This is a genomic window from Marinomonas sp. ATLA20, from assembly GCF_057180105.1.
Genome location: NZ_JBXUKU010000017.1, coordinates 34,646 through 60,051 on the forward strand (window position 1 = coordinate 34,646; position 25,406 = coordinate 60,051).

Annotated in this window: 24 protein-coding genes and 1 riboswitch; of the genes, 7 read left to right on the plus strand and 17 right to left on the minus strand. The window is 42.8% G+C overall.

Going from position 1 to position 25,406, the window contains the following annotated elements; all coding sequences use genetic code 11:
* Window position 1: 1 nt before the first annotated feature.
* The 4 genes from bioC to bioB are packed head-to-tail and all read right to left on the minus strand — an operon-like array spanning window position 2 to window position 3,912.
* Window positions 2-820: a malonyl-ACP O-methyltransferase BioC gene (gene bioC, locus AC2A4J_RS19025; RefSeq protein WP_484177104.1), complete on the minus strand. Its 819-nt coding sequence runs from the start codon at window positions 818-820 to the stop codon at window positions 2-4.
* Complete coding sequence (locus AC2A4J_RS19030; protein WP_484177105.1) at window positions 804-1,607, minus strand: alpha/beta fold hydrolase; 804 nt, start codon at window positions 1,605-1,607, stop codon at window positions 804-806. The genes bioC and AC2A4J_RS19030 overlap by 17 nt, the downstream gene beginning before the upstream one ends.
* 12 nt (window positions 1,608-1,619) lie before the next feature.
* Complete coding sequence (gene bioF, locus AC2A4J_RS19035) at window positions 1,620-2,831, minus strand: 8-amino-7-oxononanoate synthase (protein ID WP_484177106.1); 1,212 nt, start codon at window positions 2,829-2,831, stop codon at window positions 1,620-1,622.
* On the minus strand, window positions 2,815-3,912 hold the full coding sequence (gene bioB / locus AC2A4J_RS19040; RefSeq protein ID WP_484177107.1) for a biotin synthase BioB: 1,098 nt from the start codon (window positions 3,910-3,912) through the stop codon (window positions 2,815-2,817). The genes bioF and bioB overlap by 17 nt, the downstream gene beginning before the upstream one ends.
* A 39-nt stretch (window positions 3,913-3,951) precedes the next feature.
* On the opposite strand from bioB, the gene AC2A4J_RS19045 reads away from it, so the two are divergent.
* Together AC2A4J_RS19045 and bioA are read left to right on the plus strand one after the other, a co-directional pair.
* Window positions 3,952-4,698: a ComF family protein gene (locus AC2A4J_RS19045; RefSeq protein ID WP_484177108.1), complete on the plus strand. Its 747-nt coding sequence runs from the start codon at window positions 3,952-3,954 to the stop codon at window positions 4,696-4,698.
* A gap of 76 nt (window positions 4,699-4,774) precedes the next feature.
* The gene (bioA, locus tag AC2A4J_RS19050; RefSeq protein WP_484177109.1) at window positions 4,775-6,061 is read left to right on the plus strand and encodes an adenosylmethionine--8-amino-7-oxononanoate transaminase; all 1,287 of its coding nucleotides are present in this window, start codon (window positions 4,775-4,777) and stop codon (window positions 6,059-6,061) included.
* Between the two features lie 97 nt (window positions 6,062-6,158).
* On the opposite strand, the gene AC2A4J_RS19055 is transcribed toward bioA, so the two are convergent.
* The 6 genes from AC2A4J_RS19055 to rpsF form a co-directional block, all read right to left on the minus strand.
* The gene (locus AC2A4J_RS19055; protein ID WP_255826043.1) at window positions 6,159-7,721 is read right to left on the minus strand and encodes a methyl-accepting chemotaxis protein; all 1,563 of its coding nucleotides are present in this window, start codon (window positions 7,719-7,721) and stop codon (window positions 6,159-6,161) included.
* Between the two features lie 90 nt (window positions 7,722-7,811).
* Entirely contained in the window at window positions 7,812-9,188 is a 1,377-nt protein-coding gene (dnaB, locus tag AC2A4J_RS19060) for a replicative DNA helicase (protein ID WP_012071131.1), read from the minus strand.
* A 142-nt stretch (window positions 9,189-9,330) separates the two neighbouring features.
* Window positions 9,331-9,774, minus strand: coding sequence for a 50S ribosomal protein L9 (gene rplI / locus AC2A4J_RS19065; protein WP_255826044.1), 444 nt, complete (start codon window positions 9,772-9,774; stop codon window positions 9,331-9,333).
* Between the two features lie 22 nt (window positions 9,775-9,796).
* Window positions 9,797-10,657 (minus strand): hypothetical protein, encoded by an 861-nt coding sequence (locus AC2A4J_RS19070; protein WP_484177110.1) that lies wholly within the window; start codon window positions 10,655-10,657, stop codon window positions 9,797-9,799.
* 21 nt (window positions 10,658-10,678) lie between these two features.
* Window positions 10,679-10,909, minus strand: coding sequence for a 30S ribosomal protein S18 (rpsR, locus tag AC2A4J_RS19075; RefSeq protein ID WP_012071134.1), 231 nt, complete (start codon window positions 10,907-10,909; stop codon window positions 10,679-10,681).
* Between the two features lie 23 nt (window positions 10,910-10,932).
* Window positions 10,933-11,337: a 30S ribosomal protein S6 gene (gene rpsF / locus AC2A4J_RS19080; RefSeq protein WP_255826046.1), complete on the minus strand. Its 405-nt coding sequence runs from the start codon at window positions 11,335-11,337 to the stop codon at window positions 10,933-10,935.
* A gap of 277 nt (window positions 11,338-11,614) precedes the next feature.
* Here rpsF and AC2A4J_RS19085 point away from each other — a divergent pair, with 277 nt between their 5' ends.
* From AC2A4J_RS19085 to AC2A4J_RS19095, 3 genes are read left to right on the plus strand one after another with little or no spacing between them, the layout of a single operon-like run.
* Entirely contained in the window at window positions 11,615-12,340 is a 726-nt protein-coding gene (locus AC2A4J_RS19085; RefSeq protein WP_484177111.1) for a MipA/OmpV family protein, read from the plus strand.
* Window positions 12,341-12,400: 60 nt separating this feature from the next.
* Window positions 12,401-13,303 (plus strand): DMT family transporter, encoded by a 903-nt coding sequence (locus AC2A4J_RS19090; RefSeq protein WP_255826048.1) that lies wholly within the window; start codon window positions 12,401-12,403, stop codon window positions 13,301-13,303.
* Window positions 13,304-13,317: 14 nt separating this feature from the next.
* Window positions 13,318-14,226: a DMT family transporter gene (locus AC2A4J_RS19095; RefSeq protein ID WP_484177112.1), complete on the plus strand. Its 909-nt coding sequence runs from the start codon at window positions 13,318-13,320 to the stop codon at window positions 14,224-14,226.
* On the opposite strand, the gene AC2A4J_RS19100 is transcribed toward AC2A4J_RS19095, so the two are convergent.
* From AC2A4J_RS19100 to hldE, 7 genes are all read right to left on the minus strand, one after another.
* Window positions 14,223-15,050, minus strand: a complete 828-nt coding sequence (locus AC2A4J_RS19100) for a DMT family transporter (protein ID WP_484177113.1) — start codon at window positions 15,048-15,050, stop codon at window positions 14,223-14,225. The genes AC2A4J_RS19095 and AC2A4J_RS19100 overlap by 4 nt on opposite strands.
* 106 nt (window positions 15,051-15,156) lie before the next feature.
* A complete protein-coding gene (locus AC2A4J_RS19105) occupies window positions 15,157-15,879 on the minus strand; it encodes a thiamine ABC transporter ATP-binding protein (RefSeq protein ID WP_484177114.1) in 723 nt (240 codons plus the stop codon).
* Window positions 15,866-17,461, minus strand: a complete 1,596-nt coding sequence (thiP, locus tag AC2A4J_RS19110) for a thiamine/thiamine pyrophosphate ABC transporter permease (RefSeq protein WP_484177115.1) — start codon at window positions 17,459-17,461, stop codon at window positions 15,866-15,868. Before thiP ends, AC2A4J_RS19105 begins: the two co-directional genes overlap by 14 nt.
* A gap of 11 nt (window positions 17,462-17,472) precedes the next feature.
* Window positions 17,473-18,486, minus strand: a complete 1,014-nt coding sequence (thiB, locus tag AC2A4J_RS19115; RefSeq protein ID WP_484177116.1) for a thiamine ABC transporter substrate binding subunit — start codon at window positions 18,484-18,486, stop codon at window positions 17,473-17,475.
* Window positions 18,487-18,565: 79 nt separating this feature from the next.
* A riboswitch (TPP riboswitch) is annotated at window positions 18,566-18,685 on the minus strand.
* Between the two features lie 22 nt (window positions 18,686-18,707).
* Window positions 18,708-19,934, minus strand: a complete 1,227-nt coding sequence (locus AC2A4J_RS19120; RefSeq protein ID WP_484177117.1) for a 3-deoxy-D-manno-octulosonic acid transferase — start codon at window positions 19,932-19,934, stop codon at window positions 18,708-18,710.
* A gap of 2 nt (window positions 19,935-19,936) precedes the next feature.
* Window positions 19,937-21,724: a lipid A export permease/ATP-binding protein MsbA gene (gene msbA, locus AC2A4J_RS19125; RefSeq protein WP_484177118.1), complete on the minus strand. Its 1,788-nt coding sequence runs from the start codon at window positions 21,722-21,724 to the stop codon at window positions 19,937-19,939.
* The gene (gene hldE / locus AC2A4J_RS19130; protein WP_484177121.1) at window positions 21,725-23,152 is read right to left on the minus strand and encodes a bifunctional D-glycero-beta-D-manno-heptose-7-phosphate kinase/D-glycero-beta-D-manno-heptose 1-phosphate adenylyltransferase HldE; all 1,428 of its coding nucleotides are present in this window, start codon (window positions 23,150-23,152) and stop codon (window positions 21,725-21,727) included.
* A gap of 98 nt (window positions 23,153-23,250) precedes the next feature.
* Between hldE and AC2A4J_RS19135 the strand changes: the two genes are divergently transcribed.
* Together AC2A4J_RS19135 and AC2A4J_RS19140 are read left to right on the plus strand one after the other, a co-directional pair.
* Window positions 23,251-24,402, plus strand: coding sequence for an AGE family epimerase/isomerase (locus AC2A4J_RS19135; protein WP_484177119.1), 1,152 nt, complete (start codon window positions 23,251-23,253; stop codon window positions 24,400-24,402).
* 67 nt (window positions 24,403-24,469) lie between these two features.
* Entirely contained in the window at window positions 24,470-25,285 is an 816-nt protein-coding gene (locus AC2A4J_RS19140; RefSeq protein ID WP_484177120.1) for a glycosyltransferase family 2 protein, read from the plus strand.
* The last annotated feature ends 121 nt before the right edge of the window (window positions 25,286-25,406 follow it).

The window sequence follows — 25,406 nt, forward strand, 5'->3', positions numbered from 1 at the left end:
ATTACTCCTGAATACTGAAAGGTCGTTGAGCCACAACAAATGAAACCTGATAGCTTAACGGAATACCCAACTCATTCCGCTGCTTTTCATACTCATGTAAGAAGGCTTTCCACTTACTTGGTGACATTGGCTTTTCGCCATCAGAGGCAATCAGACTCGCCCCTACTTTTTTCAATGAATAAATAGCGCTTTCTGGCGTATCGAACCACATAGGGATATCAGATAACAAAGAGGAAGAAAGGTTCAAGCCAGACTCTCTAATACAACCCCAAAGTGTCTCTGGTGCCATATACTCATGCACATGTTGTTCATTATCTAGGTCAAGCCAAGCTTGGCTAATCTCTGGCATAGAACCTTGCGATAGGGTCGAGAAAACCACATAACCACCTGGCTTGGTGACACGATAAAGCTCTTTAAATAAATCTAAAGGATTAAGACACCACTGAATTGCAAGGCTTGAGAAAACCAAATCACACTGCTTATCCCGAAGAGGCAATCTTTCAGCATCGGCGCAAACATAATAGGTATTGGGCAAAAAAGAATAACGCCCACATGCCACCGCTAGCATCTGCGGAGACAAATCAAGCGCAATGTTACAAGTGGTATTGAGTTGTTCAGATAAAGCCCCTAATGCTTGCCCTGTTCCCGTCCCAAGATCTAGTACGACATCAGCCTGATCTAAAGGCAGCATCGCCAACAAACGATCTAAGACAATTTTCTGGAAGTTAGCATAAGAATCATAGGTTCGAGAAGCTCGATCAAAGCGCTTAGCAAGCTGTCGTTTATAGCTAAGCGCGGATATATCAGGAGTTATTAGCATCGATAAAGTTTTCTATATGACGCACACAAGCCTCTTCATCTTCAAAAAAAGGCTGATGCGCACAATTTGACAGTACAACACATTGCTGCAAAGGATTTACATCAGTTTGTTGCTCTAATGATTTACTAGAAACCAACGCATCCTTGCCGCCCAATATATGTAAATTAGGAAGATCCAAAAGCGACCATTCGCGACGCACATCCAGAGAACGAAGCAATCTTAACCCACCAATCAGAGCCGGACGACTCAAGGTTTTGACTGGTAAACAAGCTTGTAACTGTTTAGCCAAAGCTCGTTCATTGCCCGTGCCCTTAACCTGTAACATGACAAAGCGCTTAAGCCCCTCTTCTGGCGACTGCTCAACCAAGCTAGCAAAGGCATCAAAATCCTCAACAGACATTGCTTCCTCCCAGCCTTCACGTTTAATAAAACTTGGTGAAGACGACAAGGTAATCAAGCCAAGCACACAACTAGAGCGACGAGCCGCCACGTAAGCCGACACCATGCCACCCAACGACCAACCAATCCACCAAGCTTCTTTTGGTGCAACTTCAATAAGCTGTTCTGACAAGGCTGCAATATCGTAATTAGGCCCAATACGGGAGCGAGAGATCCATTGCTCATCAAGAGAGACGCTAGGTAAGTTCGCCATCACAACATAAAAACGCTGACTAAGGCGCAAAGCAAAAGAACGCATCACTTCTTTTGGCATCGCCCAACCAGAGACCATAAAAATCGCTTGATTAGACAAGTTCCCAAAAGCTTCTGTTTCAATACGTGCTCGCATGCTACCCCTCTATTACATTGGATTTAAACGTTTTGCGCTTAAAAGTTCTGCTGTTAAAACTTTTTCGAGTGAGTCGCATAATAACATTAAATCTTCATCAGAGTGGGCGGCACTTAAGGTAATTCTTAAACGAGCGCTGCCTACCGGTACAGTAGGTGGGCGAATCGCAGTACACCAGATTCCAAGCGTTTTTAATTGCTCGCTAATGGCAATCGCAGTCTTGCTATCACCAATCACAATCGGCTGGATCGCGGTATTTGAGGGCATTAGCTCAACAGGCAATGACTGCACCCTTTGACGGAAATAGCTAATATGTCGAGCCAACTTTTCACGCCTTCCCTGACCTTCTACCGACTGAATAAGCTGCAACGAAGCCAAAGTCGCGCCAGCAACGGCCGGTGACATAGCCGTGGTATAAACATAAGGACGTGCAAACTGCGTAAGATAATCTGCATAGTCATGAGAGGTCGCAACAAAAGCACCCGCGGTGCCAAATGCCTTACCAAATGTACCCACTAAGATAGGCAAGCTCGCAGAATCTAGCCCTTCCAAAGACAAGCAGCCCCTGCCATTCTCACCCAGACATCCCAATCCATGAGCATCATCGACCATGAACATCCAATCATGCTGATTAGCCAATTGGGACAACTCAGCCAAGGGAGCAATATCTCCATCCATACTGAAAACACCATCGGTAATCAACAACCCTGCCGCCGAAGACCTAGTAAGCAATTTCTGAGCACTCGCTACATCGCCATGCAAATAACGGCGTAAAGGCGCTTGTGCTAACAGAGCACCATCAATCAAAGAGGCATGATTCAGTTTATCCTGCACAACAGGGCGTTTTTTATCTGCAAGTGCAGAAATCACACCAAGGTTCGCCATATAACCTGTACTAAATAGCATCACTCGCTCGTAGCCTAGCCAGTCAGCTAAGGCTTCTTCAAGCGCTTGATGGGGGGCTAAATGCCCACACACCAAATGAGACGAGCCACCACCCACCCCATAGGTGTCAGCCGTATCATTCATCGCTTTGATCAGCGAGGGATGATTAGCCAACCCCAGGTAATCGTTCGAGCAAAACGCGGTGTAATCTTGCGAAGCTATTTGAGTATGTGGAACTTGCGGGCTTTCCAATGTAATTGTGTGGCGCATTAAGTTCTGTTGGTGGCGCTCTTCAAGCGCCGCCAATACCCAATCCGGCGTTTTAGACGCTGGCTTCATAAAACAACTTAGACTCTTCTTGTTTAACCGCCTGCGCTGCAATGGCTTCAGCCACAACCTCATCTGAATGCTCTTCACGTTTTTCAGGGTTAATACCCAAATTAGCAAACAACGCCATGTCTTTATCGGCTTCAGGGTTACCCGTAGTCAGCAGTTTTTCACCATAGAAAATAGAGTTAGCGCCCGCCATGAAACACAAGGCTTGCGTTTGCTCATTCATGCCTTGGCGGCCAGCAGATAAACGAACATGAGACTTAGGCATTAAGATACGCGCCACAGCAATAGTGCGAATAAATTCAAAAGTATCCAGATCTTCCACATTTTCAAGTGGCGTTCCCTCTACTTTCACCAACATATTAATCGGCACACTTTCTGGGTGTGGCGTCATTAGAGACAATTGACGCAGCAAACCTACGCGGTCTTTTTGCTCTTCCCCCATGCCCATTATGCCACCACAGCAAAGTTTAATACCGGAGTCACGCACGCGAGAAAGGGTATCTAAACGATCCTGATATGTTCGAGTCGTAATGATGCTGTCGTAAAACTCCGCAGAGGTGTCTAGGTTGTGGTTGTAATAATCCAGCCCAACATCAGACAATCGCTGCGCTTGCTCATCGTTTAGCGTCCCAAGTGTGACACAGGACTCTAACCCTAACGACTTAACACCTTTGATCATCTCTAGAACGTAGGGAAAATCTTTCTCGGAAGGATGCTTCCACGCTGCGCCCATGCAAAAACGGCTAGCGCCTTTTTCTTTTGCCAAGGCCGCTTCTTCTAGCACCTTTTGCACTTCCATCAATTTCTCTTTTTCTAGCTCTGTATTGTAATGACCACTCTGTGGGCAGTATTTACAGTCTTCTGGGCAAGCACCAGTTTTGATCGATAAAAGCGTACTTACTTGCACTTCATTTGGTGCAAAGTTCTCTCTATGGACTGTCTGAGCACGAAACATCAAATCCATAAAAGGCAAATCAAACAGGGCTTTTATTTCCGCATGAGTCCAGTCAAAGCGCGGTGCGCTCAAGGTATTAGCAGACGATATATTCGCTACAGACGCATTTGTAGACGCACTTAAAGACATAGTATCCTCGATCCAGAAAAAAATAATGGAGTAATACTAATGGACTGGAAAAAACTGTCAACCACAAAAATAACACAGGTTTACAATGGTATATTTTCAAACCAGTGCTATATCTGCAATGCAAGAGCACAAAGCACGCTCTGCAATTCCTGCAATGAAGGCTTTCCAGCCAATCTAAACCATTGCCAGCACTGCAAACGCCCAACCCACAGTGCAGATATTTTATGCGGAAACTGCCAAACCAGCCGACCCGCTTATCACATATGCGTCGCTCCTTATCGATTCGAAGGCATCATTAAAACACTCATTCACAGCATTAAATTCAATCAAGGCATTCATTACATACGACCACTCACTCACCTATTGAGCGAGCACCTCATTGAGTCCTATTCAACTGATCACTGGCCAGAGCAATTACTCTATGTACCAAGCCATCCAAGCAGAATTAAGGAACGCGGATTTTGTCAAACAAAAGCCATGACCACCCAACTAACCAAAGATCTCAAAGAACGTCTAGATAAACCCCCCCCTACTCTTCCTAAAAAAAATCCTCTCAAAAAAATTAAAAACACGCTAGCTCAACACTCATTAAGCCGAAAAGAACGACTCAAAAGCCCCCAAAGCAGCTATCAACTTGATGGCACTATCGCCAAACATGTCGCGATTTTTGACGATGTCATGACCACAGGAAGCACTATAGAAAATTGCACCAAACTGTTATTAAAAGCAGGGGCAGAACGAGTGGATGTTTGGGTTATCGCCCGAACGCCGGACAAAGAAAATTAATAATAGAAAAAGATATCAGCCTAGCCACAGAAGACACCTTTGTTTACTATGCCCTCAACAAAGCAATGGTGACGTTATGAAAACAGATCAAGAATACCTAGATTTAGACAAACAACTTCTGTGGCATCCATACACATCAATGAGCAATCCCAGCCCGCATTTCCTTGTCGAAAAAGCATCAGGCTGTAACATCACCCTCAGCGACGGACGCACTCTCATCGACGGCATGTCTTCTTGGTGGAGCGTTATTCATGGCTACAATCATCCAACCATGAATACCGCAATTCAAGAGCAATTATCGCAATTCTCGCATGTCATGTTTGGCGGCCTAACCCACAAACCTGCCATTGAACTCGCTCAAAAATTGATCGCTATAACTCCTACTGAGTTACAACGTGTTTTCTTTTCTGATTCTGGCTCGGTATCCGTTGAAGTCGCTCTAAAAATGGCAATCCAATACTGGAACACCCAAGGAGAACCTGACAAACAGTTTTTCGTCACGCCAAAAAGCGGTTACCACGGCGACACATTCGCGGCTATGTCAGTATGTGACCCAGAAAACGGCATGCACAATTTATTCGCTGACGCGCTAACAAAACAATTCTTCATATCACCACCACCAACTGGCTTGAGCGAACCAATCAAAATCGAATATCTAAACGAAATTCGTAACATGTTTGATGAAAATCATGAACGTATAGCGGGTTTTATTATCGAGCCCGTTGTGCAAAATGCTGGCGGCATGCGCTTTTATAATCCGGAGTATTTGAATCAGATTCGCGCACTCTGCGATGAGTTCGACATATTGTTAATTTTCGATGAAATCGCTACAGGTTTTGGTCGAACGGGCAGGTTGTTCGCCACAGATCACACCAACATCTGTCCAGATATCATGTGCGTAGGCAAAGCATTAACAGGCGGTTACATGACACTGGCAGCCACACTAACCAATGACAAAGTTGCATTGGGAATCAGCGACAATGGCGGCGTATTCATGCACGGGCCAACCTTCATGGGAAACCCTCTTGCCTGCTCCGCAGCCAATGCGAGCCTCACTCTATTAAGCGAATATAATATTCCAAAAAAAATCACTCAACTAGAAACCTGGATGAAAGAAGCCCTAGGGTCATGTGAACAACTTGAACAAGTAAAAGAAATCCGCTGCCTGGGTGGCATTGGCGTTGTCGAGTTAAAAAATCCGGTCAACTTACACGAAATACAGCCAAAATTCGTTGAGCTAGGCGTATGGATACGACCTTTCGGCAAGCTCATTTACTTAATGCCACCTTACGTAATCAGTAAAGAGCAAATTAATCTTCTTGGTAAAGCCATTTATCACGTCGCTAGCGAACTCCCTCACTAAACCAAAATAAATAAATGGCTTATACAAAAAAGGCCTTTGATAAATAACTATCAAAGGCCTTTAAAATCACATCCAACTCTCAAAATCGCATTATTTTTTACTGCTTCATTCGCTCAGCAAGGTTTCCCTGCTCATAGGCTTCTTCTTCAATATGACTAATATTGATGACAATGTTTTCTGCTCGCTCAATACTATGAACGCTCAATTGATCCACATCGTGCATCTTATCATTTAGATCTCTCGCCACACCTGCCTGTTCTTCAGAAGAAACATTAATTTGCGCTGTCATTTCAACAACCTGTTTTATAGCGGATTCTATATCGCTCATTTTTTGAGCAACTTTATTCACACTATCAACACCCTCTTGCGCCACAGCAGTCCCTTTATCTATGGTATTTGTCACATCTAGGGTATTTTTCTTCAATTCTTCCGTCATACTATTGATGTTTTGCGTTGCATTCTGAGTACGTATTGCCAGTGCGCGAACCTCATCCGCAACCACAGCAAAACCTCGTCCCGCCTCGCCCGCACGAGCAGATTCAATCGCTGCGTTCAAGGCAAGCAAGTTAGTTTGCTCTGCAATATCACTAATAGAATTCACCACCTCGTTAATACTATCACTGCGCTCTGCCAATATAGCGACAACTTTTTTGGCCTCAGAAATATCCTGATAAACCTGACGCATAGTCTCACCCGTTTGCTGAGCCAACAAACGACTCTCACGAGACAAGCCACCAACCGACTCTGTCGCTTCAACCGCCACATGAACATGTTCCGCAACATGGGTAACACTACCCAATAACTGAGAACTAGCAGCAACCACTTCCTGAAAAGTGTTGCGCTGCTTATTAAAGTTAGCCAAGTTCGCTGTGACACTTTCCTTAGCATCCGACGCTCTTTGACGAAGCTGCTGAGCACCTTCTTTTAGACGGTAGCGGAAGGTATTACCTGCGGCCTCTTGATGTATTTTAGCAAACTTAATCGCAGCCTTAATGCCAACGGTTTTACAATATAAATACTGACCTATTGGATTATGTGCCTCTGACGACAAACCAGAAACCACTGAACTCAATGACTGAGCCTGATAATATGTCAACCACATGCCCAATAAAGCCAAAATAGGCGCTGCTATTTGTAAAGCCAACACATTAGATAGCAGACCGATAACGGCTAATAAAATAAAACACGACATTATTGGCCAAGAAGCATTGCTAAGATGTGCAGATACTTTTGTCGTTGTTGGCAATAAAGCTTTACCTGCATTAATACGGTCATAAATAGACTGGGCATGCTGAATTTCATCTTTTGTTGCTTTGCGACGCACTGACTCATAACCAATGACCTTGCTGCCGTCCAACAACGGGCTGACATGAGCACTCACCCAGTAGTGATCGCCATTTTCACATCGATTTTTCACCAACCCCATCCAGCTTTTACCTTGCTTAAGATTAGCCCACATATCGGCAAAAACAGCAGACGGCACATCTGGGTGACGAATAAGGTTATGAGGTGCACCAATTAAAGCTTCACGCTGGTAACCAGCTACTTCACAAAAAACATCATTTACAAATGTAATGCGTCCTTTCACATCCGTACTGGAAACTAAAACGTAGTTTTCAGGGAAATCATTTTCTTTATTTGTTACTGGCATTTTTCGCATAAACAACTCTCGATTTTTATATTAGTTATTTTTATCATGTCTTTTAGATTGTTACTAATTGAAATAGAAAACAAAATACATCAGTAAATATTACTCGTCATCAAAGTCTCGATAAGCATCCGGCGCCAAATCTTCAAAGCGAGTGTATTTACCTACAAATGCAAGTCGACAGGTACCAATTGGACCATTACGCTGCTTACCAATAATAATTTCCGCAATACCTTTATGTGGCGTATCTTCGTGATAAACCTCATCACGGTAAACAAAGGAGATAACATCGGCATCCTGCTCGATCGCCCCAGATTCACGCAAATCCGAGTTAACTGGGCGCTTATTAGGTCGGTTCTCCAAACTACGGTTGAGCTGAGAAAGAGCAACCATAGGACATTCCATTTCTTTGGCAATCGCCTTTAACGATCGAGAAATTTCGGAGATTTCATTGGTACGACCTTCGGTAAAACCAGGAATTTGCATCAACTGAAGGTAATCGACCATGATCATGGCCACACCTCCATGTTCACGAGCAATACGACGCACACGTGAACGCATTTCGGTCGGACTAATACCACCGGTATCATCAATAAAAAGTTTGCGATCTTTTAACATCTTCACCGCAGACATTAATTTATCCCAGTCTTCTTGAACCAACTGCCCCGAACGCATTCGCGTCTGATCTATTCGCCCAAGAGAAGACAACATACGCATCATCAGCGACTCGGCAGGCATCTCCAAACTGAATACAATAACGGGTTTATCACTGATCATGGCGGCATTTTCTACCAGATTCATCGCAAACGTTGTCTTACCCATGGAAGGACGACCCGCAACAATGATCAAATCAGAAGGCTGCAACCCTGCGGTCATCGCATCTAAATCGGTAAAGCCAGTACTTAATCCTGTAATGGCACCATCTTGATGGTAGAGCTCATCAATTTTATCCACGGTAGCACTAAGAATGTCTGCCGCAATTCGCGGTCCACCTTTTTTCTCACCACCTTCTGCGATTTGAAAGATTTTTCGCTCAGCCTCATCCAACACTTCCGCTGCCGTCATCCCTTCAGGGTGAAAGGCACGAGCAGAAATATCATTTGTTGTAGAGATAAGGCGGCGCAAAATAGAACGCTCGCGAACAATATCAGCATAAGAAGCAATGTTAGACGCACTAGGCGTCGCCTCGGCGACCTCAATTAAGTACGCCATTCCACCAATTGATTCTAAGTCTCCGCGCTTGTCTAATCGCTCCCCAATAGTCACCACGTCAATAGGCTCTGACTCATCGGCCAAACGAGCGATTACAGTAAAAATCGCCTTATGCTCTGGACGATAAAAATCATCAGCAATAACAAGCTCGGAAACCTTCTCCCAAGCTTGAGGATCCAACATCAACCCGCCAACAACTGAACGCTCAGCCTCAATGGAATACGGTGGTAATTTAATAGAAGCGACTTCAGAATCATTTAGTTGCACGCAAAATACCCATACAAGAACAGAAAAAATAGAGAAGGATTAGCTTATCACGCCAACAAAAAAAGGGCATCTTGCAAAGCAAGATACCCTTCTCTTATTTAAGAAAGACTCGCATCTTTCTTAAGCAATTTACCTAAGCAAATTACTCAGCGATTACTTCTAAAACAACCGTTACAATAACTTCAGAATGAAGCTGAACGTCTACTTCGAAAGAACCTGTGTGACGAATCGCGCCTTCTGGAAGACGGATTTCAGCTTTTTCTACTGCTACTTGCGTAGAAATAGCGTCAGCGATGTCACGAGTACCGATAGAACCGAAAAGCTTACCTTCATCACCAGCGTTTGCCGCGATAGTGAAAGTTTTGCCTTCTAGTGTTAGAGCACGAGTTTCAGCAGCCGCTTTACGCTCTGCAGCTTGCGCTTCAAGTTCAACACGACGCTCTTCAAAGCTAGCCAAGTTAGCTTTAGTAGCCATTACAGCTTTTTTGTTCGGAATCAAAAAGTTACGAGCATAGCCTGGTTTAACAACTGCAACGTCACCAATACCGCCTAGCTTGTTTACTTTGTCGAGTAGAATAACTTCCATCTCGATCACCTCTAATTAATCATTAGCTATCACTTGAGTTGGACGCCTTACCTTGTATTCTAGAACGAATATCTACAAAACTATCAATCACACAAAGTGCAACGAGAATATTTGCAAAATACACATTCAGAACAAAAAAACCTACAAGATAAAATGCGATCAGTCCAACAATCCCAATTTCTTTTTTTGCTAAAACACCATGCACTAGAGCGAGCCCCGGCAATACCAAAGCAGGTATAGCGGCTTGGGACAAAATACTAAATGATCCACCTAAGCTTTCGCCAATTAGGATCATTCCACCCAATATCAAACTAAACACTACTGGCAATCTTAACTGATGAAACTCAGCACGTAATCCGCCTGGATTATAGAGCCCTGCTTGCCACTTCCTTGCCAAAAACAAAGAGATAATAGCAATGACCACTTGGAAGATGGATATAGCCATCACCGCCTGGTTAAAAATTAAATTTCTATCAGGAACTTCAACACCTTCTTTTGTCAAAACACTCCGAACCAAGGTTACTGCTAGATTCAGAACATCCGCCATCAAAAGAGGCTGAAGCAGAGTACTAATAACCGCCAAAAAGCTGCCGACTAATAGAACCCAACTCCATGACATTGTTGATCTAAGCAAATAGCTCAACAACATCACATCAACTAACACCATAAGTGCCGTTGCATCTCCTTGGTACATCCACAGCACAAGTGCTGGTAGACAACCCCAAGCTAATACAGGTATTCCTTCTTTTACACCTTGACGAAGCACCACCAACCCTAAGATTGCAGCGGCTAGCCAAAACATCATAGGGATTAGACCAAACACCATCACACCAATAATGGCATTTAAGCGTTTTTTCATAACCCATTTAGCTAAACCACTCATAAAAGCGCTTCTTTCAGCCTATTAATTAAAGTGGCTGTCAGTGTAAGGAAGAATAGCAATGTAGCGAGCGCGTTTGATTGCAGTCGCTAGCTGACGCTGGTAACGAGCCTTAGTGCCAGTAATACGGCTAGGTACGATTTTACCAGTTTCAGTTATATAACCTTTCAGTGTGTCTAGATCTTTGTAATCGATCTCTTTAACGCCTTCTGCAGTGAAACGGCAGAACTTACGACGACGGAAAAAACGAGCCATGAGTGTCTCCTAATAAAAATAGATTAATCTTCAGATTCTTCAGATACTTCGTCAGAATTGTCGTTATTACGCTCTTCACGTTGAGGAGCAGAACGACGATCTTCACGACCTTCAGAAGCTTTAATAGGAGATACGTCAGTTACCGCTTCTTTACGACGAATCACCAAGTTACGGATGATGGCATCGTTGTAGCGGAAAGTGTCGTTTAATTCAGACAAAACACTGTCAGAACACTCGATGTTCATAAGAACATAGTGTGCTTTGTGAATTTTGTTAATTGGGTAAGCTAGTTGACGACGGCCCCAATCTTCTAGACGGTGAACTTGACCACCATCTTCAGTGATTAGGTTAGTGTAACGCTCGACCATTGCTGGTACTTGCTCGCTTTGATCTGGGTGAACCAGAAAGACGATTTCATAATGACGCATTTAAGCTCTCCTTATGGGTTCTTAGTCTCCACGCTTCCCCTGTTAAAAAGCTGTGAGACAAGGAGTATTGATTTACAGGGACGCGCATTATATAGCACTAGTGAACAATAAGTAAACGAAATACACACCTCATTGAAAAAACAACCACCTAATTCATTAGAGAACTAACTACACAAATGAAAAGTCGCTATTTGATAAACCATTTTACAGTTTTCATAGAAGCCCATAGAATCAATGGCCAACTATCTAAATTTACTCAACAGAAGATATGGACATCATGAAAACAATATTTCTAATACTTGCTCTTTTTACCCCATTTATCGCTCAAGCCGAAGCACGTTTAGGGGTCATGGGAGTCATATCAGAAACTGTTTACAAAGATACAGATTCAAAATCCACTGTCCTACCAAACATTGCCTATGAAGGTGAGCACTTTTTTCTACGTTTACCTGAAATTGGCTATCGCTTTTTTCCACAACGCTCACTACAAAATTTTTCTGTTGGCTTATCTTATGAACGCGCTAAATTTGACCCTGACAATTCAGAAGACATAAATATCAGTATGCTTGATGATAGAGATGACAGCGTAATGATGTTTGCGAATTATAGAATTGGCCCAATATCGACCAAAATCGCACAAGATATCAGCGGCGCACACGATGGATACTACGCACAAATTTCCGCCGGCTTCCCTGTTCCTGTCGGTGCTTGGAAGATAATTCCATCTATTTCTTATCAATATATGGACGGCAAAATGAGTAACCACCTATTTGGAACCACTCAAGCTGAATCTACACTAACCAGTGGCGCTATTGCCGCCTACAACACTGGATCTGTTTCTGAGGTTAAGTATGGCTTAAGAGGTATTTACCCTCTGTCTCGTAATGCCACTTTTATTATTGGAATCAGCCACTCAAGATACGACGATAAAATTTTACAAAGCCCAATTGTAGAGGACAATACGATAACATCCTTATTAGCTGGCCTTACTTATTCTTTTTAATTGGAATATGCGTCCCCACCAAAGATAAACTGACATATTTAGCGCTTTCGGAATCGATACATGAACAAACTATCGAATAATACTCAGGCCATTTTTTTTGGACTTGGGGCTGTCATGCTTTGGTCAACGGTCGCTACTGCCTTTTCCATATCACTAAGGCACTTTTCACCAACACAATTGCTACTTGTTGCAAACATCATCTCCTTGATTTTTTTAGTATCCTTAATCACTATAAAAGGTGAAGCAAAACAACTTATTGGTTTTGCTAAGCAATCATGGAAATCGTCTTTGTTTTTTGGTGCAATTAACCCATTCCTTTATTATTTGATATTGCTGCAAGCTTACAACACACTTCCTGCACAAGAAGCGCAAGCCATTAATTACACTTGGGCTATCATGCTTAGCTTTATGGCCGTTCCCATTCTTAAACAACGCCTAAAAAGTGCGGACTATATTGCTGCTGCCGCTTGCTACTTTGGGGTACTTTATATTTCCACTCGTGGCCAAATAGCCTCACTAGAGTTCTCAAACATTACCGGTGTTGCTTTTGCCCTTTTAAGCACCATTATCTGGGCGCTTTACTGGTTACTAAACACAAAAGATAAACGCCCTAGTCTTATTGGCTTAACACTAAATTTTGCCTTTGCTCTCCCTTTAATCATTGTATTCGCAGGCTTAACAGGTGAACTAAGTCACTGGGACAGTGAAGGACTTTGGGGCGCAATTTATATTGGCCTATTTGAAATGGGGCTAAGCTTTGTCTTGTGGAACAAAGCACTAAAGCTAACCAATAACGCGAGCCAAGTGGCAAACTTAATTTTTCTGTCACCTTTACTTTCCATTATCTGGCTATCTCAATTTGCTGGCGAGCCCATTTTACGTTCAACTATCATTGGTTTAGCTTGCATTCTTATTGGTTTATTCATCCAAAACGCATCAAAAAGAAACAGACAATCAAAATAAAAATAGGATAACAAATGCCCGCTTTTATCTATCTATTACTGCCTATTTCCTTCTGGTCTGGCAACTATATTTTAGGACGTATATTGGTCTCTGACGGGATAGATCCATTTTCTGTCTCTTTTTTACGCTGGAGCCTTGCCTGTCTGATCATCTTACCTTTTGCGTATAAAAAGCTGTGGCGGGAACGAAAAGTCATTGCCAAAAACTGGCCTTTACTCGTTCTATTTGGCTGGCTTGGCATCTGTAATTACAATCTTTTCCTATATATTGGACTCAGTACTACAACCGTTACCAATGCGGTTTTACTCAATTCCATCATGCCAGTGATGATACTCATTACTGCTCGTCTGCTACTGGGAAACAAAACATCTTGGCTGCAAAATACAGGTATATTTGTTTCCACATTAGGCGCCATTACCATTGTTAGTCGCGGCAGTTTGGATACATTTTTACATCTCAGTTTTTCGCAGGGCGATTTATGGATTATTACCGCCGCTATTAGTTGGGCCATTTATTCCGTACTTATTGTTAAACGACCAAAAGAGATGTCTTTGATTGGTTTCTTTGCTTGCACTGCACTGATAGGTACCCTGTTTCAAGCCCCTCTATTTTTACTATTTGGACATAGCCAAATAACTGATTTTACAGCAAGCAATTGGGGAGCCATTGTCTACATGGGAGTATTTGCTTCAATTGGAGCATTTTTATGTTGGAATACTGGCGTACAAAAACTTGGCGCGGCGACAGCTGGACATTTCATCCACCTTTTACCCGTATTCAGCATCGGTCTATCGGTGATTTTTTTAGGTGAGCAATTACTTGGCTTCCACCATGTCGGTATTACACTGATTTTTTCAGGTATTTTTGTAGCTACCATACTTAATAAAAAACAGCTAAACAAAAAACGACGACAAACTGCTTAACCTCTATTTCGCGCCATTCGAGTACTAATCAAAATGCTTGAAAAAATAAATAGCATTCCAAGAATGGCGTATATATCAGGCACATGTTCCCAAACAACCCAGCCCCAAAACCCACTAAACACCACACCAATATAGCTAACAGGCGAAACAATACTTGCTGGCGCGTAGGTATAAGCTAAATTATAAAGATACATACCGACATACAAAGTCACAGTAACAACAGCAACAAGAGGCCATACCGAAGCGGGTAAAATCAAAGAGTCACCTTGCACCAACATCAATGGTATAGACAAAATCGACGATACGAGAAAATACACAAATAACGTTTCTTGACCTGACACTTGTTGAGACAGCATTCTTGTCGTCACCATAGACAACGCCAAACCGACTGCAGAGGCGAACCCCACGAGATGCCAAGGATTTAAGTGATCAGGCGTAGGCTGAATAATAAATGCCACACCAATAAAACCAATAATTAGCGGCAACCAACGAGCCTTAGGAATCCTAATTTTATGCAGTATCAACACCACTAACGGAACACACAATGGCGCACAAGTTCTAAGCAAAGAAGCTTCTACTAAAGGGATATGATTCAAAGACCAGTAATAGCAAAGAAAGCCAATGAAACCACCAAAGCTGCGCAGAAAATGAATTTTCCACACTGAAAACGGCCGTTTTTGCCAACGCCCACGCATTTGCGGCAACAAAATTAAGGCGCAAAACAAGCTTTGCCAAAAAACCAAAGTTGATACAGCAATCATGGTTTGCGCCTGCTTAGCCGCTAAGGCCGTAAGGGACATAACAAACGCATATGCGATTGTCATCACAATCCCTTTTTTCAACAACTCATGATTATCCAGCACTCGGTCACTCTTTATTTAAGAAAAGCAGAAGAAGTATTTAACCTAACAAGATTAACTTGTCGAGCTATTAGACATTATGACGCGAAATCTCTCCAGCACTAGAAACACCAAAGTAACGAGAGAAAAGTGGATGAGGCTCAGCCTGAGATAATACCGACACAGCCTCATGAGCAGTAATACGACCCTGCTCTATCAAAATCACACGACCGCCAACTAGACTGGCTTCTTTTGGTAAATGCGACACCAACAAGGTCGTCAGCCCAAGCTCCTGGGTTACATCATTAACCAAATGTAGCATTTCTTCACGCAATGCTGGATCCAGTGCACTAAAGGGCTCATCTAACAATAAGATCGGTTTTTTTCGAACCAGCGCTCGAGCAATTGCCACCCGCTGAGCTTGACCGCCAGACAAAGCCTGCGGGAAACGTTCGGCTTTATCAATCAATTGCGTTTTATCAAGTGCCCATTGGACTTTTTGCTTTTGCTCTTTGCTCAAAGACAAAGAAGGAGACAAGCCTATAGCAACATTTTGCCAAACGGTTAATTGCGGAAATAAATTATCACTTTGAAATAAGGTCGAAATTGGCCTTTCATAGGCGGGCAAAGGCAACAGTGAATCATCATTAAAATACAGCTCACCACGTCCATCCAAAAAGCCGCCTAATAAATGCAACAGCGTACTCTTCCCTTCACCACTTCCACCAAGCAATGTAGTCACACCAGGAGCAATATCCACGCAATAATTTGCATGAAAAGCCTCCCAATCATATTGAAGGTTAATCTTTAACACGTGCAGTGACTCCACCAATAAAGCGAGATGAACAATAAAACAAAATCAAACACAGAGAGATCAACACCACAGCAACGCAAGCTCCCTCTTCCAAACGATAAGAACCAATCAACTGAAATAAATACAAGGGTAAGGACACCAAGCCCTGACTACCAAATAACGCAATGACTCCCATATCTCCCAAAGAAAGTAGTAGCGCATAACCCAAGGCTTGGGCAACACTGGTTCGAATCAACGACCACTCCAAACGCCACCGTGACCAAGACTGAATCCCCAAACTCAAATACACATTTCGAAAACGCCGCTCTTGTTGGTACATGACTGGCATCAAAGCTCTCAGTACAAAAGGCAATGCCATTACCGCATTCACCCACACCACAATCCAATAACTAGACTGCAGCCCCCAGCCAAAATCACGTAAAGTCAAAAACAAACCAGTGGCAATAACCAAACCAGGAACCATCAAAATCATATTTCCCAGATGCTCGATTTTATTTGGTAGAAACACCAAATACTGACGTGCCATACAAAAACGTGCAAGCACAGCAAAGCAGACGCCTAGCAGCAAACTCACCAACGCAGCAGGAATCGCAATTTGTAAGGAAACTAGCACAGCATTCCACAATGCAACTGATTGCAATGTTTTCAAAAAAACCGGTGAGAAAATTGGATCAAAAATCGCTAAAAAGGGCGGGATAACCAATAAAAAGGCACAAAGCATGGCTAAAAAATCAGTGGCTTTAGACCAAAAAGAATCTTTAAACTCATAACTTTTTACGGCCAACAAACTCACATCTTGACGATTAATAGGTGCTAGACGATATACAATAATCGCAAATAAAGTACATATAGACACCTGTAACAAAGCTAAAAAACTGGCTTTATCAAGGTCAAAATCGAACCTCAGCGCTTGGTAAATAGCCACCTCCAAAGTACTAAATTTTGGCCCTCCACCTAAGCTTAGCACCACAGCAAAGCTCGAAAAACACAACATAAAAATCAACACAAAGGCTCCAGGCAGAACCTTTTTCATATAGTGCCATTCAATCCAGCGAAAAGCCGACCACCTAGAGAATCCTAGCTGCGAAGCTTGGCGCCACTGCCCTGAAGGTATCAAGTCATAACCTTGCAATAAAAGACGTACAGCCAATGGCATATTAAAAAAAACATGAGCAAGTAAGATCCCCACCAAACCATATAAGGGAACTTGCACCCCAAACAACTGGTTCAACCATCCAGTTCGGCCATAAACAACCACCAACCCTAAAATAGCCACAATGGTTGGCACCACCATGGAGACGGAAAACAATTGAAGTAAAGCGGCACGCCCATAAAACTGGCGATGAATAAGGCAAGAAGCAACAGGAATAGCAATAAGCAAACTAATACCGCTACTTAGCAAGGCTTGCCATAAGGAAAAGCGCACAACTCGCCAAAGATAAGGCTGCTGCAGGTAACCATACCAGGAGGATAATTCACTATAACGCAAAAGAGCCACCAAACTGGCAGCCACCATTAACAGGAAAAAACCAACGCCCAATAGCGCTGGCCACAACCCTTTTACAGCTCGAAAAGAAAGCAACTTAACGCCTATTATCGAGTCGTGGCATTTAACCACTCATTAATCCACGCTTTTCGATACTGCGCGACGTCTTTTGCTGGCAAGACCAAATTGTTTGTAGGCTTTAAAGCACTATCAAAAGCCGCTGGCAATTTCTCATCAAGCTTAACCACTGGCAACATCCAGTTCCCCGTAGCGACAGTCGATTGAAATCCTGGCTGTAGAATAAACTGCATAAAACGCTTAGCCAACGCGGGATGAGGTGCATCTTTCATCATAGCGGCCACTTCAATTTGTGGGTAAAGCCCTTCACTAGCAGTTGCTGCTTTATACTTATTCTCACCTTCGGCAACAATGTGGTAAGCAGGAGAAGTCGTGTAACTCAACACTACATCCGCCTCACCTTTCAAGAATAAACCGTATGCATCGGACCAGCCTTTCGTGACCGTTACTGTATGAGAAGACAGGCGCTCCCAGGCATCTGCAGCATTGTCCCCATAAACAGATTTCATCCATAGCAATAAACCAAGCCCCGGTGTACTAGTACGAGGGTCCTGATAAATCACTCGTAAATCTTGGTTATCTACTACGTCTTTCAAACTACTTGGTGGGTTTGCAAGCGTTTCAGAATTGTAAATAAAGGCGAAATGACCTTGATCAAATGGTACAAAGGTCTTATCAGACCAGCCACCAGCAATCGTCACGGCCGATGTATCAACATTATGATCCATTAATAAGCCTGTTTGCTTTGCTGCTTCCATTAGATTGAGATCTAGTCCCAAAAGCACATCTGCTTGTGACGATTTACCTTCCAGCTGCACACGAGACAAGATACCAACCGAAGAGTCCAACGCAACAAAATTTACTTTACAGCCGCACTCTTTCTCAAAATTAGCTTTTATCTTAGGACCAGGCCCCCAGTCAGATGAAAACGAATCATAGGTATAAACATTTAGAGTGTCAGTCGCCAATGTTACAGGCGAAATAACCACACTAAGACTAACGGCAGCCGCAGAAAAAAGAGAGGATAAAGAAAAGGGTTTCAAAGTGTCGCTCCTAAAATAAGTGAGCGGCGTACAGGGGAAATGGCAAGAATGATATTTGAGCCACTACACATGTAGGTAGCTCAACTTGCTATCTCGATTCCTACGCCAGCATGATCTGGATCAGGTTCGGTGGGTTAGCGGTCAATCCGCTTCTCAGCTTTAACATTTATTAAATGCTAAAACACCCCATGAGATAATGAGCGCTCATTGTAAAGAGTCGATCAACGGAAGTCTATTTCGGCAAGCACTCTAGTAACAGCTCCTTGGTTTTTTTCTGCGAAACGCAATGCAGCTTGTCCAAGACGGAAGCGCTGAGACGACTGCCCCGCTAGATCAATGACAACTTTCTCTAATTGCGCCTCGTCTTGGCAACGAATCGCGCCATTTACCTGTAAAAGCTGTTCGGTAATATCTAAAAAGTTAAAGGTATATGGTCCAACCAAAATAGCTTTACCAAGTAAAGCCGGCTCAATAGGGTTATGTCCACCGCGCTTAATTAAGCTACCACCAACAAACGCCAAGTCAGATGCTTGATAATAATGCATCAACTCCCCCATAGAATCTCCGACCACCACTTCGAAGTTAGTCCATTGATCGAGAGATGTTTGAGTGCGAAGCGCAACTCGATCAAAATACTGTTTTGCCAAACTTTGCACGGCTTCAAAACGTTCGGGATGACGAGGAACCAGTATCAATAACGCATCAGGGTACTTCTGTAAGAGCACCTTATGAATACGCAAGAGCATTTCATCCTCACCTTGGTGAGTACTGCCTCCCACCCAGATAAAACGAGAACCTAATTGCCCACGCCAATTGGCTTGGAATACTTCAGGGGGGACAGCAAGATCAAATTTGATACTTCCTGTCACCAATACTTTCTTCGCCCCCAACTCTTCAAAGCGCACAGCATCAGCTTGGGCATGAGCCAAAAAGCAGTCAGGCAAGGCAAACAAAGACTTAGAAATAGTCGAAAACTTTTTATAACGTAGAAAAGAACGATCACTAAGGCGTGCGTTCACAACTTCAACACGCAGACCTTTATACTTAGCCAGTTGCAACAAGTTTGGCCAAAGCTCAGTTTCAACAATCAATAAATGTTTGCAAGTCAGCTTTTTCAGCGCCCTTTTAACACTTGAGCGCCAGTCCATTGGCAAATATCGATGCTCAGCAAAAGGGAAGGTTTTAACCACTTGCTCTGCACCCGTTGGTGTCATTGTAGTAATTAACAATTTTTGCGTAGGGTACTTTTCACGCCACTGAAGCACCAAAGGACGAACGGCCAGCACCTCCCCCACAGACGCACAATGAATCCATAAATCCGCTTCAACAGAAGGCCAAAAGCCAAAGGCTTCTTTTGCACGATAATGTTTATAGGTTTTCTTAAAACGCCGTATTTTCGATAAAATAACCGGCGTTAATAACACCAATAAAGAACGGTATAGCCACATAGTTAAGCTGAAGTCTCACTAAATTGCTGATTATGAAGCTGCGCATAAGCGCCATTCATCAGCAACAATTCACTATGTGAACCTTGCTCAATGATTTCCCCATGATCCACAACAGCAATAATATCGGCGTTCTCAATAGTGGATAATCGATGGGCAATAGCAATAGTCGTACGGTTTTCCATAAGACCGTCTAACGCTGTCTGAATAGCACGCTCAGATTCAGTGTCCAATGCCGAAGTGGCTTCATCTAGTATTAAAATCGGCGCATTTTTCAGGATGGCTCGAGCAATGGCTATACGCTGACGTTGTCCACCAGAGAGCAACACACCATTCTCTCCGACCATGGTATCCAACCCATTATCCAGCTCCTGAATAAACTCCCATGCATTAGCTGCTTTCGCCGCATCAACAACGGCATCAATGCTAGAATCGCTCAGGTGACCATAAGCAATATTTTCGCGAATCGTACCGTTGAAAAGAACCACTTGTTGATTAACCAAAGCAATATTAGAACGCAATTCCGTCAGCCTATAATCATTAATAGAAACACCATCAATACTAATGCTGCCTTCATCAAAATCGTAAAAACGAGGAATCAAATTTGCCATGGTAGACTTACCACTACCAGATCGCCCCACCAGCGCTAGAGTCTTACCAGCAGGCAATGATAGGTTAATATTCTTCAAAGCTTTTCTGTCAGCGCCTGGGTATGTGAAAGACATAGAACGCCATTCCACATTCCCCTTTAAGCGGTCGATCGATACTGTACCGTTATCCACTTCCTCTTCCATATCGAGGAAATCAAAAATACTGTGAGAAGCAGCAATACCCTTCTGCAAAACACTATTCACATCCGTCAACTGGCGAATAGGTTTACCTAACATGCCCGCAGCGGTCAGAAAGGCAATAAAATCCCCAGGTGTCATATTCGAGCTAATTGAAGGACTAAGAGCAAACCAAATCAAAACAGCCATCGCAAAGGCTAGAATAAACTGCACAATAGGAACATTTAACGCTTTCGTCTTTTCCATTTTTAGCTGAGAGCGTCTATTTTCAAAAGCAGCCTTATAAAAGCGCTCTGTCTCATATTGGCTTCCGCCAAACGTCTTCACTACTTCATGGCCTTTAATCGCTTCAGAAGCAACGTCAGTTACACCACCCATAGCATTTTGAATACGGGTACTTAATCTACGAAAACGCTTAGAAGCATACGATACAACCAAACCGATTAATGGAACGACCAACAAAAACAATAAAGTTAAACGCCAGTTCATATAGATCATATAACCTAACAAACCAACAACTGTCAGCCCTTCTCGTAGCAACACTCTTATGGCTTGGGTTATTGAGCCAATTACTTGCTCTGTGTCATAAGTTAGCTTAGCCAACAGCCTGCCAGTAGGAATAGAGTGATAGTAACTAGATGGTAGTAACACCAGTTTATTAAACATACTGGTACGTAAGTCAAAAACAACCTTGTTGGCTACCTGAGCCATAAAGTAACTACCCAGAAAGGTCCCAATACCTCGCAATACAAAAATGCCCAATATAGATAGGGGGATTAGTAGACGACTTTCTGTTATTTTACCTTCGGACACAATATCAACGATATGTTTAAGCAAGGCTGCTAGTGCGGGCTCCATCGCAGCATACAAAATATAACCAATAACACTTAGTATCAAATAGCCTGAAGAAGACTTTACATAACCAAGCAATCGGAAATACGTTTGGATTCCAGACTTAGGTAAACCTTTCGTCGGCGCGTTTTTTAGTGGCTCTTTATCTTGCATTTACAGATTCGCTTTTTCAATAATAGAGGTCGTGGAGTAACCATCCACAAAAGTAAGCACTTTGACTTCACCGCCATGCTCAAGTACATGAGCGGCGCCAACAATGGTATCAATAGTGTAGTCGCCACCTTTAACAAGAACATCCGGAGACAGCATTTCAATCAGTTCTTTAGGAGTATCCTCGTCAAACCAAGTCACCCAATCGATAGCACCAACTCCTTCTAATACAGCCATGCGATGAACTAGGTTATTAATAGGACGCTTTTCACCTTTGAGGCGTTTTACAGATGCATCCGTATTAACAGCCACAACTAACCTGTCACCCAAGCCTTTTGCTTGCTTCATATAAGCAATATGACCAGGGTGGAGAATATCAAAGCAGCCATTCGTAAAAACGACTTTTTCGCCACTCACTTGAGCGAGCTTAATTTGCTCTAGTAAATCTGTAGGAGACAAGACACCAAAGTTTGTTGAGTGTGAACGCTGATACATAATGCCAGCTAGCTGATCGGCTGTAATGGATGCAGTACCTAATTTTCCGACCACAAACCCAGCCGCTTGATTCGCGTATTCAACCGCATCTTTAAAGCGCTTACTCGTAACATATATTGCGGTTAATACAGCAATAACGGTGTCACCTGCGCCAGTAACATCGTAAACTTCCTTAGCAGTTGTTGCCAAAGAGAACGGCACGCAGCCCTCTTCAAAGAGTACTAAACCGTCTTCTCCGCGGGTGACAAGCAAAGCTCCCCAACTAAATTGTTTTCGTAGAAACTCACCTTTACTTTGAACCTCGGAGTCCGTGGCACATTGCCCAACAATGGTTTCAAACTCAACGAAATTCGGTTTTACTAACGTCGCCCCTTGATAAATAGAAAAATCATCCCCTTTAGGGTCAACAAAACTGGGGACATTGGCATCATTTGAAAGTTGGATCAAAGATTGAACGTCCGCAAGACAACCTTTTGCATAATCAGAAAAAATAACAGCATCAGATTGAGGTAAACACTCTGCAACCACTTGCGCCAATGCTTCATTTTGCGAGAGGCTATCTTCACGCTCTTCGAAATCTAAACGTATGAGCTGTTGATGACGGCTCATTACCCGCAGTTTAGTAATAGTCGGCAATGTTTCTGACTTAACAAAACGACAATTTACACCTGCCGTCTCTAAACAACGAGCTAATATATCGGCATTCTCATCATTACCAACCACGCCAATAAGGGTCACTGGCACACCGAGTTTAGCTAGCCCAAGTGCAACGTTTGCGGCGCCACCCGGCCTATCTTCAATGTTAGATACTTTTACGACTTGAACTGGTGCTTCAGGAGAAATACGGGAAGTTCCGCCATGCCAATAGCGGTCTAACATTACATCGCCAACCACAAGGACATGCTTATCGTTAAAGTTCAAATAGGATGAATTCATAGTCACATAATAATCGATTTTTGAAGGCTACCATCTTATCATACTCCCCTATCAAGTTGGACATACTCAATATCACATGAAATAAGGCTATTTACCTCATGTTGAACACAGCTCTTGCTACCTGCCGGTCATTTGTCTTTGAACAGTTATTACAAAACTGGTCAATCTATGGCATAAACAAAGAGCTTGGTTTCAGTTATGAAAGTATGACCCATAAATGGGAAAATAACCCTGTGGGTCGAATTCGGCTATTAACACAATGCCGACAACTCTATACTTTCAGTCATGCTTGCCAAATAAAAGATACTCCTGAATGGCAAGTCCTGTTAACTCCTCTTTTTAACTTCATCATCACACATTATTTTTTTGAAGAGCGGTGGATATTTTCATTAAATGATGATTTAACCGTCAAGGATAAACAATCAGACGCTTACGCTCTGGCCTTTGTATTGTTAGCTTTCAGCCACTATTACAAAGCAACAAACGATGAGCGCGCGATCCAGTACATGAAAAAAACGCATCAATTTTTACTAGACAATATGCAAGCCGAGTCTGGTGGTTTTTATGAATCTTATCCAATTGATGACAAACAGATTCGTCGCCAAAATCCACATATGCATTTGTTAGAAGGCTATGTTGCGGCATTCGAAGCCACTCAAGATGAAGACTACAAAAAGGCTATTAAGGCCCTACTTTCCATTGCGGTTAAGCATTTTTATCACAAAGAAACTAAGACCCTGCGTGAATTTTTCAATACTGACTGGAGTCTAGACCCTCAAACGGGCAATCAAGTAGAACCTGGTCACCACCTAGAGTGGGTATGGTTACTCTATCAAGCAAATAAAATCATCCCTAACACTGACTATACTGACTTAGCACAACAACTATGGCTAACAGCAACCAGACATGGACTTGCAGATAATGGTGGGATTTATAATCAGATAGACAGCGAAACATACCTACCGATCGATAAAGAAAAACGTATTTGGCCGATAACAGAATACTTAAAAGCCATTACGGTTATCCCGCTGGGCAAAGAAGAGAAAATTCATCGTTTGGAAATCGCATTAGAATTTGCACAACAACACTACTTTCTACCAAATGGACGTTGGAATGAGTACCTTAATGCAGATAATAGCCCCAAAACATACCCACTACCCGGTACAAGTAGTTACCATATTTTTCTAGGGGTTACAGAGGTGCTAAGATGGTCTGAAAAGCTCCCTGACACGAGCATTAGCCGTTATTGAAATCGCGTTTAAAATCTAAACTATTATTAAAGTTATATACAATCAAAATACAGAATTAGGCCTACTAATGAAAACTAGCATAGTCTTTACAACCTATAACTCACCAGCATGGTTAGAAAAAGTCCTTTGGGGGTTTTTCGAACAAACAGCCAAAGACTTTGAAATAGTCATTGCCGATGATGGGTCAAGAGAAGATACACGCGAGCTTATCGAAAGAATGAAAGGGGAAACAACTATCCCTATCAAGCACGTGTGGCAAGAAGATGATGGCTTTCAGAAATGCCGAATCTTAAATAAAGCCATTCTTGCCTCTGAAGGCGAATATCTTATTTTTACCGATGGCGATTGCATCCCAAGAAAAGATTTTGTTGAGCAGCACTTGAGACTTTCTGAGCCTAACACATACTTATCTGGCGGTTACTTCAAGCTACCAATGGATATAAGCCAAGCAATCACGAAAGAAGACGTCGTATCTCAAAAAGCATTTGATGTGGACTGGTTGGTTAGCATGGGGTTAAAGAAAACACATAAAACAATGAAACTAACTGCGTCTGGAGCTTGGGCCTCATTTCTAAATAAAATAAGCCCAGCCCGCCCAACGTGGAATGGACACAGCGCTTCTTGTTACAAAAAACATATTTTGGCCGTGAATGGCTTTGAAGAAACTATGCAATACGGTGGACAAGATTGTGAATTTGGCGACCGCCTTGTTAACAACGGTCTAAAAGCCAAACGTATTAGATACTCTGCGGTGTGTGTACACTTAGACCACAAACGCGGATATATTACCCCTGAAATGCTTGCAAATAGCAAAGCAATAAGACAAGACACAAAGAAAAACAAGGTTATAAAAGCGAGAGTTGGGTTAGATAGCCATAGATAAAAAATTACACTATCACTTTGAACTTCAAAGGGACCCTGTAACAGATTCCGTGTAACTGCCATTTAGTTAAGGTGCTTTTCGAGACGTTCCTCGAACTCAATAATAAATCGACTCATCGCTT